At 65.6% G+C, this 13,173-nt stretch carries 12 protein-coding genes and 2 tRNA genes; 6 read left to right on the top strand and 8 right to left on the bottom strand.

Features of this window, described 5'->3' with window-relative positions:
* On the top strand, positions 1-280 hold a 280-nt coding region (locus VAE53_RS06260; protein WP_322818514.1), incomplete at its 5' end, for a type I restriction enzyme endonuclease domain-containing protein.
* Between the two features lie 230 nt (positions 281-510).
* On the opposite strand, the gene VAE53_RS06255 is transcribed toward VAE53_RS06260, so the two are convergent.
* The 5 genes from VAE53_RS06255 to VAE53_RS06235 form a co-directional block, all read right to left on the bottom strand.
* Complete coding sequence (locus tag VAE53_RS06255) at positions 511-996, bottom strand: hypothetical protein (protein ID WP_322818513.1); 486 nt, start codon at positions 994-996, stop codon at positions 511-513.
* A 393-nt stretch (positions 997-1,389) separates the two neighbouring features.
* Positions 1,390-1,466: transfer RNA gene (locus VAE53_RS06250), tRNA-Glu, on the bottom strand.
* 72 nt (positions 1,467-1,538) lie between these two features.
* Positions 1,539-2,552, bottom strand: coding sequence for a cytochrome c biogenesis protein CcdA (locus VAE53_RS06245; protein WP_322818512.1), 1,014 nt, complete (start codon positions 2,550-2,552; stop codon positions 1,539-1,541).
* 57 nt (positions 2,553-2,609) lie between these two features.
* Positions 2,610-2,870 (bottom strand): hypothetical protein, encoded by a 261-nt coding sequence (locus tag VAE53_RS06240; RefSeq protein WP_322818511.1) that lies wholly within the window; start codon positions 2,868-2,870, stop codon positions 2,610-2,612.
* A gap of 84 nt (positions 2,871-2,954) precedes the next feature.
* Positions 2,955-3,031 (bottom strand) — tRNA-Glu (locus tag VAE53_RS06235).
* A 156-nt stretch (positions 3,032-3,187) separates the two neighbouring features.
* On the opposite strand from VAE53_RS06235, the gene VAE53_RS06230 reads away from it, so the two are divergent.
* On the top strand, positions 3,188-4,330 hold the full coding sequence (locus VAE53_RS06230; protein ID WP_322818510.1) for a hypothetical protein: 1,143 nt from the start codon (positions 3,188-3,190) through the stop codon (positions 4,328-4,330).
* Between the two features lie 53 nt (positions 4,331-4,383).
* Positions 4,384-5,343, top strand: a complete 960-nt coding sequence (locus VAE53_RS06225; protein ID WP_322818509.1) for a cyclase family protein — start codon at positions 4,384-4,386, stop codon at positions 5,341-5,343.
* 100 nt (positions 5,344-5,443) lie between these two features.
* Here the strand turns inward: VAE53_RS06225 and VAE53_RS06220 are convergent, their stop codons facing one another.
* Both VAE53_RS06220 and VAE53_RS06215 read right to left on the bottom strand, forming a co-directional pair.
* Positions 5,444-6,070, bottom strand: coding sequence for a TetR/AcrR family transcriptional regulator (locus VAE53_RS06220; RefSeq protein ID WP_322818508.1), 627 nt, complete (start codon positions 6,068-6,070; stop codon positions 5,444-5,446).
* A gap of 114 nt (positions 6,071-6,184) precedes the next feature.
* Complete coding sequence (locus VAE53_RS06215; protein WP_322818507.1) at positions 6,185-7,024, bottom strand: alpha/beta fold hydrolase; 840 nt, start codon at positions 7,022-7,024, stop codon at positions 6,185-6,187.
* Between the two features lie 86 nt (positions 7,025-7,110).
* Between VAE53_RS06215 and VAE53_RS06210 the strand changes: the two genes are divergently transcribed.
* Together VAE53_RS06210 and murJ are read left to right on the top strand one after the other, a co-directional pair.
* Positions 7,111-9,876: a hypothetical protein gene (locus tag VAE53_RS06210; RefSeq protein WP_322818506.1), complete on the top strand. Its 2,766-nt coding sequence runs from the start codon at positions 7,111-7,113 to the stop codon at positions 9,874-9,876.
* Positions 9,877-9,901: 25 nt separating this feature from the next.
* Complete coding sequence (gene murJ, locus VAE53_RS06205) at positions 9,902-11,506, top strand: murein biosynthesis integral membrane protein MurJ (protein ID WP_322818505.1); 1,605 nt, start codon at positions 9,902-9,904, stop codon at positions 11,504-11,506.
* Here murJ and VAE53_RS06200 read toward each other — a convergent pair.
* Positions 11,472-12,314, bottom strand: a complete 843-nt coding sequence (locus VAE53_RS06200; protein ID WP_322818504.1) for an enoyl-CoA hydratase-related protein — start codon at positions 12,312-12,314, stop codon at positions 11,472-11,474. The two genes, murJ and VAE53_RS06200, sit on opposite strands and share 35 nt — an antisense overlap.
* A gap of 122 nt (positions 12,315-12,436) precedes the next feature.
* Between VAE53_RS06200 and VAE53_RS06195 the strand changes: the two genes are divergently transcribed.
* Positions 12,437-13,173, top strand: a 737-nt coding sequence (locus VAE53_RS06195; protein ID WP_322818503.1) for an aspartate-semialdehyde dehydrogenase, incomplete at its 3' end; no start/stop codon positions are given.

The raw sequence follows: 13,173 nt of genomic DNA, 5'->3' as shown, positions 1-13,173 counted from the left end.
GGAGGAACTCGCCTTCTACGACGCGCTGGAGACCAACGACAGCGCGGTGAAGGTGCTGGGGGATGCGACCTTGCGGACGATCGCACGGGAGCTGGTCCAGGCCGTGCGGAACAACGTCACCATCGACTGGACGTTGCGCGAGAACGTTCGTGCGCAGTTGCGCGTGCTGGTCAAGCGCATCCTGCGCAAGTACGGCTACCCGCCGGACAAGCAGGAGAAGGCGACGCAGACGGTGCTGGAGCAGGCGGAAGTAGTTGCGGCTGGATGGCTAGCTGGGTAAGTGCCGCGCAGACCTCCTCGGCGGGACTGGTCGGATGAGTAGTCGCACGCAGTGGCCGGGCAATGGGCCCTTGTGTTCCGGCGTTACGGACGGCGGGCGAGAATCGCCACAGAAGATAGGCCGTCGTCAAGCCCCAGCCGCACGTGAGGGTGCGGGTTAGGCAATGAGTGCTAATTGAGCCCACCAGGCTCACACTGGGCGACCACCGGCGGTATGAGGTCTCACTACTGCTAGACGTTGCGAGTCCCGTCGGCTCCGTTATCGTCAGTTCCGTATTGAAGGACCGCGGCATGGATGGTCCGCGGATTATCGTTCCCGTCCTGCCCCACTGTAGGCAGGTCATGAGACGGCACACCGAGCCCCCACACGCGTGCGTTCCCTAATTCCTCGGCGATGACCGCGTCGGATCCGAGGAGATCGTCGCCCGTAGCAGCAGCCATGATGCCTGCGGTCCCTCCGCCTATGGTGCGCGGCTGGATACGGCCCGCGTTGGCGTCGACGATGATCGACCTCGCCCGCAGTTTCGATATCGACAGTTCGACCCAGGCACCGTCACCACCGCGATAGACGTATTGCCGGAAGGAACGGGCTATCTCTCCGTCGCACCGCGTCACCGGCATGAAATCATCGACCTTCGCTTCGTGGACGTGTCCGGGGACATACTCGAGGGTGCCGGTCGCCAGATAGCTGGGATCGATCTCCCAGACGGTTCCCACGGCCACGGAATGCAAGGAGGCATGACACGAGCCGGACCCGCGACGCCGAGCTCTCGGCGCGCCTCGGCCCTCGGCGGAAGCCGCCTGGGCCTGCTCACGCGGGCCGGAAACCCACGCCGGCGCGGCCTGCGCAGCACAGTGACGACTCCTCCGGCGCCAAGGGATGTGCTTGTAGCTCGGGGAGACGGGTGTGGTTTCTTCGGCGGCGGACTGGGATCACCCTGGCGAACCTGGCCGCGCTCATCAGGAAGAACCCGCCGAACCGGCTCGATCGTGGCCCGCCTGGGCCGCACGCCGATGGTATCGAGCCCACCGTTCAGCGAATGTAGCAGCCGCTCAGCCCACCAATTGACCTCGATAAGGGGGGCTGATATGGCCGTCGTGTTGGTTACGTGGTAGCGCGTAGGGGATTCGAACCCCTGATCTCCACCTTGAAAGGGTGGCGTCCTAGGCCTCTAGACGAACGCGCCGCGTGAGTTCTTCTTGAGCGTACCACGGCGTCTTCTTGCGGGCACTCTCGAACGCCGAGTCGGCCGAGGGTTTCAGAGCCCTTGGTTGAAGTCCGCGAAGGTGAAGAAATCGTTCAATGCGGTGAGGCGCCCGCTCACGAGCAGGACGCCGACGACGATGAGCGTGATGCCACTGATGACCTCGATGAATGGTCCGTAACGCTGGATGCGGCGAATGACACGCTGGGCATCGGCGGCAGCCAGGCCAGCTATGAGGAAGGGCACTGCCATGCCGGCAGCGTACCAGGTAAGGAGGTAGGTACCGCGCAGAGCCTCGCCCGACGTTGCGGCGAGCGTGAGAATCGAACCTAGAATCGGCCCGACGCACGGAGTCCAGCCGAGCGCGAATGCTCCCCCGACGAAGGCGGAACGAAGGTAGCTGACGCGGTGGCTCCGCGCGAGGGGAATTTCGAGTGTCCGCTGGAAGAGGCCGAGCTGGATGTATCCGGCGAACCTGAGCCACACGACGAGGAGGACGGCACCGAGCGCGGCGAGGCGGAGCCGGTCATTTTGAAGGTCGCCAAGGTCGGCTAGGAGGATGAACACGCCGGTGCAGAGCAAGAGCAAGAGCGCGGACAGGAGCGGTTCGGCGCGACCGCGGGGTGGAACGACGAGGACGCCCATGAGCACGAGCATGGCGCCGGCAATCTCGCCGAGTCGCTGCTGGTTGTCGACGAGGACATAGGAGCCGAACAGCCCGGCGGCGGCGCCGAGGGTGATGAAGACTACCGAAAGCCCGGTGACGAACGCTACGGCGTGCGTGAAGGTCACTTGACGGCTGGCTACAACCCGACCGTCCTCGATACTCGCGCCGGAGATCTGTGCGATGAAGATCGGCACCAGGGGCAGGACGCAGGGCGAAACGAACGACAAGACACCAGCGGAGAATGCGAGAAAGGGTCCGGCCGGCCCGCCAAGGTCGAAGCTCGAGCTGGTGAGCGGTCCGAGGGCGAAGGCGGCAACGGGTAACGTGGCCAGGAACGCGAGGACGAGGTACGCGGTGGTTCGGTTCAGTCGCGGGCGCGCCACCGTCGCTTGTCGAGCCATGCTGCTTTCATTCTAGGCGAGTGCGCCCCGAAAGAGCGGGCCCGTATGGCCCGTCAATCAGGCGTCGCTTGACGGAATCTTTCTCGGCCCGTCGTGGGCAGGCAGGTCGGCGAGGGGAGAGTCGAGCCCCAGCAGGTGCCGGCGGGCGGCCTCCCAGCGCTCTTTCGCCCGGGCCTCACGGCCGAGCAGGCCTTTGAGTTGGTCAGGTCGAATTGGCTCGCCATCGAGGAAGACGCGGTGGAGGTGCTGGAGCTGCTTTTGCCATGACTCCCAGGCGCTGCGGTACTCTGCGATGGTCGCTTCGTCGGCGAATGGCATGGTCAGGTTCCCTCCGTGGGCTTCGGTCCGGGTGGGAAGACACGAAGGGCCCGGGTACGTTGCCCGGGCCCTTGGGTCGGTCGCTGGTAGCGCATAGGGGATTCGAACCCCTGATCTCCGCCTTGAGAGGGCGGTGTCCTAGGCCACTAGACGAATGCGCCGTTTTCTGGAGGATAGCCAACGTGCGACGGGTTGGGCAAGCTTCGGCGGCGGTCCGGTGGGGCTTCGGTCTCTTCTTGCTCGTTCCGCTCGCGGCCGTTTTCATGCCTGGCTGCGGGCGCGGTGGAGACTCCTTCGAAGCGGAACGACTCCCTCAGTTGTACCGGGAGATGCTGGAAAGGGTGGCAGCAGAGCGTGGGCTCGCGCCCCCCGAGACGATCCGCATCGGGACCGTGCCACGCGAGAAGCTTTCCGAAGTGCTGGGCGCGTCGGAAGGCGCAGCGGCCACTGCGCGGGAAGCCGCCATAGGGGACGTCTATCGCCTCCTCGGCCTGCTTCCGGGGGGGATGGATTACTCGACGGCCGTTCGTGATTCCCTGGAGCGCTCGGCGGGCGCGGTCTATGTCCCGGGAAGACGGGAGGTTTGGCTCATCCGCGACGGCCCGCTGCCGGCTTCACCCGATGGGTTGGCGCCCTGGGAGCAACGGCTTCTGGCGCACGAGTTAGTCCACGCGATCCAGGATTACCACTTCGACTTGGATGCGCTGGAACGGGCGGTGGATTCGATCGATTCCTGGCTGGCGCTCCACGCGTTGCTCGAGGGCGACGCCGTGTGGACCGAGTCGAGGTGGACAGCTTCGGCCCTGATGCCCGGCCTCGTCGATGCGACCGCACTCGAGCCTCCATCGGCCGCACCGCCGCCGCCACCTGCTCTGGGGCGGGAGTTCGCATTCATGTACGGCAGCGGTGCGGAGTGGGTCGCCCTCCTGCGCGGGCGCGATCCGGAGGCGGTCGACCGGCTGCTCCGTGCCGGGGGGCCGTCCGCTACTGCGCGGATACTTCATCCCGATATCGACCTCACGGGCTGGAGCTTCGCGGGTCCAGCCGTGCCCAGCAGCGTTCCGAGCGACGATTGGCAGTTGGAAGGCACCGACCGCCTGGGTGAGTTCCTGCTGCGAAGCTACCTTCAAACTGGGCTGCCATCGCTCGCGGCGGCGCAAGCAGCGGAGGGATGGGCCGGCGACTCGCTGTTGCGTTACCGGGCGGCGGGCAGAAGCGTGCTTGCGCTGCGCGTGCGTTTTCGAGATCCCAAGGATGCTGGCGAGTTCGCGGCGGCTCACCTCGAGCTCCTCAGGATGAGAGCGACGACGTTCGAAATCGGCGCGGCGATGACGACGGCGACTCGTGGGGACGGCGTGACGGTCATTCAGCTGGCGCCGCTCACGGACGAAGTGACCATCGTCTTTGCCGACGACCCGGTGTCAGCAGCGGTTTTGGCGGGTTTTCTGCTGAACCGCTGATGTTCGGCGACGAGAGGGCTTTCGCGGGGTGGAACGGGGTAGAATCCCGCACCATGACCGACGAAGTCACGCTACCCCGTTTCGACCAGCTTCCCACCGTCGAGGGCGCACCTCCCGGTTCGGCTTGGTGGCTCTTTGGAAAGGACGACCAAGTTGGCATGCTCAACCTCCAAACGCCGGAGCGAATCGTCCGCGCGTCGCGGCTGGTTCAGCGCGGTGTGATGTTCCCCCTCAACTGGAACCTGGAGCTCCCGGACCCTCCGCTGTTCAATCGGGGCGCTTTGCGACAGACCATCTTCGGTGGGCCGATCCACCACGACGACGTCCTGGACAATTTCTACCCTCAGGCGAGTAGCCAGTGGGACACGCTCGTTCATGTAGGAAATTCGCGATTCGGCTTCTACAACGGAATCCGGAAGGAGGAGGTCACGGGGAAGCCGGGGTCGAGGGGCGGCATCGACCAATGGGCGCGGCGCGGAATCGCCGGCAGGGCAGTTCTCCTCGACATTGGAAGGTTTCTCGCGGAACGGGGTGAGCCGATCGATTTCGCGTCCGACCGGCGAGTCTCGGTCGCGGAGCTCGAGGAATGCGCCGCTGCGCAGGGAGTGGGTTTCGAAGTCGGTGACGTCCTCCTTCTCCGGACCGGCTGGACCGAATGGTACGAAGGGCTCGATGAACGGGCGCGCGTTGCCCTGGCGAACATGGCCACCTTTCGGGCGCCAGGGATCGCCGCCGGCGAAGCGATGGCGGAGTATTTGTGGAACCTTCACATCTGCGCGATCGCGAGCGACCTACCATCGGTCGAGGCGTGGCCGCCTCGCCGGGAACACGGCGGCTTCCTCCACGAGTGGCTGCTGGGAATGTTCGGCATCGCCATCGGGGAGCTCTGGGATCTCTCGCGGCTGGCCGCGGACTGCGCAGACGACGGGCGTTACGAGGTTTTCCTGGTCTCGGCCCCACTGAACAAGCTCGGTGGGATCGGTTCGCCCCCGAACGCCATTGCATTCAAGTAGTTGGCAGTCGTGGCTCTCGATACTTCGAGAGAGGTGGCTAGCCGTCGGGCTCGAAAGGGCGTCGGGGACGTGATGGGAGCGAGATGCTGCGGCCCCGCATTCAGCCGTCGGACTCTGCGAACATGGGGAATCGCTTCGTGAGGTGAGAGACGAGCGCGTCCTCGGCGTTTCGGGCGGCAAGGTCGAGGTCGAAGGCTTCTGGGTCGAGCAGCCACTGGAAGGCGATACCGATGATAGTGCCGATATGGTTGGCGGCAGCCGACTCGGGATCGACATCGAGCCGGAATGCGCCGGAGCGCTGACCGTCGCGAATGACGCGTGCGGTCCCTCGGCGGAAATCTCTGTAGAGATCGCGAAGCTGGCCGCTCAGGCCAGGGGCCGACCGTGCACTTGCCGTAAAGTGGAGGAAGACGTCGTACGTGAGCGATTCTTTCCGCGCCATGAGGATAGCCGTGCGGGTGACCATCCGGAGCCGGTAGACCGGGTCGAGCCCGGGTCCGACGGAAACGGCAACCGTATCGACGAAGACTTCACGGCAGCGTTCGAGGACGCCAGCGAGGAGCGCCGATTTGTCGCCGAAGTGATATGAAACAAGACCGCGACTCACTCCCGCGGCCTTGCTGATCTCGTCGATGGACGCTTCCTGCCAGCCCTTTTCCCCCATCACCCTGACGGTGGCGTCGATGATCTGGCGACGCCTTTCGGCGGTGACACTCGAACGTCCCATGGGGCGACTCCGCGGCAACGGGTACGCGCAAGGGGCCAGTCGCGTCCTGGGTCACTCTACCACGTGAAGCGCTCGATTTCATGAAGGTCAGCGTAACGATTCGAAACGGCTCGCTCAGTTTCTTGTTCGGCGGCCAGCGACGGGAACGCCCGATTCGACATCTTCGAGGAATCGGAGTGCTTCGCGTGCGAAGCCGTGCGGGTCGAGGACCGGTACGCCATGGCCGGCGCCCCGGAACGTCACCACGCGGGCCTCGGGAAGCTGGGCAGTCATGACCTCTGAAGCGCTCCGAACGGGGTCGTCTTCGCCGATCACGACCAGGGCGGGCATCGTGATTGTTGATTGGAGGATGGGAAGTAGGTCCGGTCGTTCCTTCCTAACCCGAGCGCAGCCGACCCACCCCTCCGTGGAGAGGCGGGCGTAGCGCTCCCGGATGCCGCGGGCGAGGAAGGGGTCGGAAAGCGCCATGGCTTTGCGACGGCCGAGTTCGGCCGTCCCGAAGCGCCGGACGACGTCGGTGGCCGTATCGATGTCTCTTTCGCGCTCCCAATAGCGCTCGTCGTAGGCAGGGTGGCGATACGCGGCGGACGTATCGCTGAGCACGATGGCCGCAATTCGCTCCGGCCAGGTGACCGCAAACTGAAGGGCGATCATTCCGCCGAAGCTGCAGCCCACGAGCGCGCAAACGTCGATGTCGAGATGTTCGAGGAGGGCGAGGACGTCGGCAGCAAGGGCTTCGGCGGTGTAGGCATCGATCTCCTCTGGGGCGCTACTGCGGCCGTGGCCCCTGAGGTCCATCGCCACGACGTGGTAGCTTCGGGCGAGTTCCTCGGCGACCGGGTGCCACATCCGGAGGTCGCTCGTGAATCCGTGCAGAAGAACGACTGGTGGCGCTGAAGCGTCGCCCCAGGTCTCGAAAGCGAACGTCAACCCCTCGCGGGTGAACGTGGGCACCGGCTGATGGAACACCGCCGAAGGGGAAGGCGCAAGCTGGGGCCAGGGGGTAGAATCCGAGCCCATCGTTGACCGGGACGGCGCCCATGGACCGAACCGTCTATGTCGTTCCGCACACGCACTGGGACCGGGAGTGGTACCAGCCCCACGAGCTCTTGCGGTGGCGATTGGTGCAGATGATCGATGAACTCCTGGACCACATGGAGCGTGAGCCGGACTACCGCTGCTTCAATCTCGATGGACAGAGCATCGTCATCGCCGACTACCTCGAATTGCGCCCGGAGAACGAGGGGCGGCTCCGCGCTCTCATCGAGTCGGGCCGAATCGTCATCGGGCCGTGGTGGGTACAACCAGACGAGTTCCTCCCCTCGGCGGAGTCGCACGTGCGCAGTCTCCAGCGTGGGATCCGATTTGCCGAGCGAATGGGTGGAGCGCTGCGGGTGGGCCACTGCGCTGATCAGTTCGGTCACATCGCGCAGCTGCCGCAGGTGATGCGGCAGCTGGGCCTGACGAGCGCCTGCCTTTGGCGGGGCGTCCCGGACAGCATCCCGGGTTGGAGTTTCTGGTGGGAAGCTCCCGACGGGACGCGCATTCCGGTGCTCTACCTCCGGAATAGCTATTCCAGCGGATGGCGGCTCCCCGCCGAGCCAGACGATCTGATCGAACGCGTTCGGCGGCAAGAGCGCGACCTCCGGGAGGGGTTGCCCGCTCTTCTGATGAACGGCACGGACCACTCCCGGATGGAGCCACACGTACCCAGCGCCCTGAAGGCGGCCGCCGGACGTGGCTACACGTTTCGTATGGCCACGCTGGCGGAGTACGAGGCTGCCGTGCTGGAGGCGGGCGTCGACGACGTGGTTCACCGAGGCGAGCTCCGCTCCTCCGACCGCTCCAATGTCCTGGTGGGGGTGCTATCGTCTCGAATTTATCTGAAGCAGCGGGATTTCGAGGTGGCGCGAGCCTTGGAGCGATACGCTGAACCCCTCGAATTGTTGGCTCGCCTGCACGCGGGCCCGGACGGCTCGCCGGCGCTTCGGCATGCGTGGGCCATCGCACTCGAGAACACGCCTCACGATTCGATCTGCGGTTGCAGCGTGGACCAGGTACACCGCGAGATGCTGCCCCGCTACGACCGGGCCGAGCAGCTCGCCATGCAGGTAGCGCGAGAGTCCGCCGCGCACCTGATTCGGCGGGTAGCCACGCCGCCACAAGGTGGCCTGGCCGTCTTCCGGCCGGTGGAGGGCGCCCCTGCCATCCTCGAGGCGGACGTTCCAGCCGACTGGGCCGTTTTCGACGCTCTCGAGCTGCCGAACGGGGAACGGATTCCGTTCACGCTCCAGTCAACGGGTGGCGGAAATGAACTGGTGCGCGAGACGGTTTCGCCGAATGGGGCGCTACGCCACCTCGACTTCCTGCGGGAGCAGCGGTTCGACGTGCACGCCATCGAGTCGATGGAATGGCAGCTTGGAGAACGCCACCTGCGGGTCACTACGACGGTCGGTCCGGACATCACGGTGGTGGATGAGGGAGCGGTGCGCGAGGCTGTCGGCGCCATCGTCCGTGGTGGGCTAGCGGATTCGGCGGAGGTGGTGGTCCGGGAGAGCGAGCGAGCACGCCTTTCGGCGGTCCTCCCGCCGACGGATGCGGTCGGGCTAGAGCTGCTGGTCCCGGTCGCCGCGGCGACTGGGCGGATGGAATCTGCGCCAGGCGCACGCCGCATCCGCTCGGAGCGGTTCGACATCCGCCTCCGCGGTTCGGTGCTCGAGCTGCGAGACCGCACGAGTGGGCTGCGGTTCGACCCGGTGCTCGTGTTCATCTCGGAGGGGGACCGCGGGGACGAGTACAACGCCGATATCCTGGACGACGGGATCGACGGCCCGGTTGCGGTGGCCGTCCACGGCACGTCGAGTACGGCCACCTGGCAGGAGCTCCATTACACATTGACCTACGGGCTTCCGGCATCGCTCACGCGAGGGCGACGACGGCGGCGCCGGGAACGTGTTCTCGAGCCGATCGACGTTCGCGTGCGCCTTTGGCGAGGCCTCCCGCTGGTCGAGGTGCGTGTCGCCGTCATGAACCTGGCGGAGGACCATCGCCTTCGCGCGCTGGTTCCGCTTCCGTTCGAACCAGAGAGCATCGTGACCGAGAATCATTTCCACGTGGCCCGGAGGCCGCTGGAGCCACCACCGTGGAACGGCACGAGCGCGGAGCTACCGCCGACTACCGTCCCGCAGAAGACCTTCGCTGCTGCAGAGGGGCGAGGCGTGGGAGTGGCGATTTGCAACCGTGGACTTCCGGAGGGTGAGCTGGTCGACTGGCGGGGGCGGAAGGCGTTGGCACTGACCTTGCTTCGCTGCGTTGGCTGGCTCTCGCGACCGGACCTGCGAAGCAGGCGCGGCGGGGCCGGTCCGACCATCGCGACGGTCGATAGCCAGTGTCTGGGACGCCACGAGTTCGCCTTTGCGGTCCTCCCCTACGCTGGCGATTGGCACGAAGCGGGAATTCAGAAGTTGGCCCACGCGTGGGCCTTTCCACCGCTGGGATGGGCGACGAACGGTCACGATGGCTCGTTGGGACCACGTGTGCCGCTTATCTCGGTTTCGGGCGACGCGGCACTGAGCGCTGCGTGCCGCAGCGAAGTGACCGGCGATCCGCTGGTGAGAGTCTATGCGGGCCCCATCGGCGGCGAGATTGGGCTGGGTGGCCCTTCGTTCGACGGACGGCACGCGGAGCGCGTCGATCTGCTCGAACAACCCCTTGGGACGATCTCCCCGGGTGCGCAAGGAACGACCATGACGCTTCGTCCGTGGGAGATCGCGACTGTCCGATATTCGCCGGAGCGGCGTCCGTAGGCCGAGTGGGCCGTAGGATGCGCGCATGGCCGAAACGCCGGGGACGGTAGAGCGCGCACGGGTCGGGGGCGGTCTTGCGCTCGCGGCGGCGATCGTGGCATTCGGCTTCGTGGGGTCGCGGCTGCTCGGCGTTGTGCGGACGGTCGTGATCGCGAACGTCTTCGGGGCTTCGCCCGAGCTCGATGCCTACAACGTCGCGTTTCGGATCCCGGATTTGATCTTCCAGGTGCTTGCGGGCGCGACGCTCGGTAGCGCGTTCATTCCGGTTTTTGCGAGGAAGTTCGAACGCGAGGGTGCGTCGGCAGCCTGGGTACTGGCGAGTCGGGTGCTCAATCTGGTGGTGCTCGCCACGCTGGCGTTGTGCGCGATCGCGTTTTTTCTCGCGCCGTTGCTGGTGCCAGCGATGGCACCCGGTCTCGGAGACGACATCGGGCGCTCCGACGAGCTGACCGGTCGGGCCGTGGAGCTGACGCGCATCATGCTGCTCTCGACGCTGCTGTTCGCTGCGAGCGGGATGTTGACTGGGATGCTGAACGGCAGGGAGCGGTTCCTGCTTCCGGCGCTGGCGCCCATGCTGTACAACGTCGGCATCATCTTCGGGGCCGTGGTTCTGGCGGACCGGTGGGGAGTCAACGGGCTAGCTTTCGGTGTCGTTCTCGGCGCCGGGATGCACCTGGGCATTCAGGTGCCGGGAGTCCTCCGGGAGGGATTTCGACCGCGCGTGGGGCTGGGCTGGGGTGACCCTGCCGTGGGGGAGGTGGGGCGGCTGATGGCGCCCCGTGTGGTGGGGCTCGCCGCAGCCCAGGTGAATTTCGTCGTGACGGGCTACTTCGCCTCTCGAGTTGGCGCTTCGGCGATTTCGAACATGACGTACGCGTGGCTGTTGGCGGGGCTCCCTCTCGGGCTCTTCGGGATGGCGCTCTCGACTGCGGTTTTTCCGCGACTTGCGGGACAGGTAGCGCGCGAAGATCTCGAGGCCCTGGCACGAACGGTGTCGCGTGTGCTCCGCCTGATTCTCTTTCTGACGGTTCCCTCGGCTATCGGGCTCGCGCTGCTCCGTGAGCCCGCGACGATCACGCTGCTCGAGCGGGGTGCGTTTACCCGTCCGGATTCGCTGATGACCGCCGCCGCTCTCGGGTGGTATTGCCTCGGTATCGTGCCTCAGGCGGGGATCGAGATCCACAGTCGGGGGTTCTACGCGCTTGGGGATACCCGCACTCCAGTTCTGTTCGCGGTTACGGCAGTGGTTATCAACTTGCTGCTCGGAGCGACACTCTGGGAACGGTACGGGGTGCAGGGTCTCGCGTTCGCGGTGAGTGCCTCGGCGTGGTGCGAATGGCTTGGTCTTTATGTCGTATATCTCCGGCGGACCGGTTGGAACCCAGCGGGGGAGCTGGCAGTCTTTGCGAGGGTGGCGGTGGCCGGAGGCGTGATGGGCCTGGCCGTGGCATTGGCGGTCGCCATCATCGGGACGGGGAGTCGGCTCGATGCCGCACTCGCCGCGATAGCTGGGGTAGGCGCAGGGGCGGCGACCTACGCCGCGATGAGCCTCGCGCTTGGCATTCCCGAGATGGGCGAGTTGGCGGACCGGCTGGTCACTCGGCTGCGCCCGCATCGGACGGGGGCGTGAGGCCAGGGCGTTCGCCGCGAAGGCCTCTGAGCGCAAGTTCGACGCCACCCAGACGACGACCGCCGCGTGTGCGTGCCTCGCCCCGGTTCGCCATCATGACGAGGTAATCGGAAAGCCCAGCATCGAGAAACGCGGAATAGCCCATCAGGTCCTGTGCGCGGTTGGCTGCTGCCTTCGACAGTCGGACTACGACGGGGTTGTTTTCCGCGACGCGAAGTGCGTAGCCTCGGGTCTCGCGCTCGAGATCTTCGGGCTCGTATACCCGGTTCACGAAGCCGAGCGCACACGCCTCTTCGGCGGTCAAGAAGCGGCTCTCGAACATCAGCTCTTTGGCTTTCCGGACGCCAACGTCGTAGGGAAGCGAGAAATACTCGAGCATGGCAGGGAGGAAGAGAGCGTTCCGGGCGGCGAACACGAGGTCGACGCAAGCGGCCATCATCCAACCGGCGAAGATGCAGAATCCTTCGACCATGGCAATGGTGGGCTTGGAAGCGTTGCGCCACTTGACGAGGAGGTCGAGGTTGTAGTGGCGGAAATTCTCGTAGAACTCGATGCCGGCATCGGCGATCCCTCGCGCCGCGCGGTCGGCCAAATGCTCCGGGGTGCCCAGGTCGTGGCCGCTGGAGAAGTTGCCGCCTGCACCGCGGGTCACGATGACGCGGACGGCCGGATCGGCAAGTGCGCTGTCCATTGCTTGGTCGTACTGGTCGAGAAGACGCCAAGATTGCGCGTTCCGGTACTGGGGCCGATCGAAGGTGATCCAAGCGATGGGACCTTCGACGTTGTAGGTGATTTCGTCGAATTGCATACCGCACCCCGATTCGATAGTGCGGGGAGTGTACGGCGTGCCGGCCTTGGTCGCCTGCGGTTCACTGGGTGACGACGAGCCCGTACCATGCCGGTATCACACCTTCACCCCGGGAGCCCTCGATGGAGGCGTTCAACATCACGGTCGTCGGTGCAAGCGGCATCGTCGGGCAGGAGTTCCTGAAGATTCTCGACGAGCGGGAGGTGCCGGTAGGTCGGCTGCGGCTCCTGGCGACGCAGCGCTCGGCCGGGAAGGTGGTGCGGTTCCGGGGTAGGGAAATCGTTATCGAAGCAACGTCGGCGGAAAGCTTCACGCCCGAAGACCACATCGTGTTCCTTTCGGCGTCGAGTTCGGCATCTCGGGAGTATGCGCCGATCGCGGCGGCAAACGGCAGCTTCGTGATCGATGATTCGAGCGCGTTCCGTATGGATCCGTCGGTTCCGCTTGTCATTCCGGAGATCAACGCGGACGACCTGGAGTGGCACCGCGGCATCGTGAGTCAGCCCAACTGTACGACGACTCCGATGTTGCTCGCCCTCAATCCGATTCATCGCGTCAATCCGTTGCGGCGCGTCATCGTGAGCACGTACCAGGCGGTGGCTGGTGCTGGCGCGGCGGCGGTCGAGGGGCTCCGGAGGGAATCGGAAGCTGCGCTTGCAGGGCGCCACGAGCCGAGTGGCACGCAGAAACGTGAGATCGCGTTCAATGCCGTCCCGCAGATCGATGTGTTCGCGGAGGATGGTTACACGAAGGAGGAGCTCAAGATGGCAAACGAAACGCGGAAGATCCTCCATTCGGAAGATATCGGCGTGAGCGCCACCTGCGTGCGCGTCCCGGTCTTCTTCAGCCACGCGATGAG

This window comes from Tepidiforma sp. (assembly GCF_034432735.1).
In the GTDB taxonomy this organism is placed as follows: Bacteria; Chloroflexota; Dehalococcoidia; order Tepidiformales; family Tepidiformaceae; genus Tepidiforma.
The sequence above is the reverse complement of the archived record's forward strand: the minus strand, read 5'-3'. Positions and strand labels throughout refer to the sequence as shown.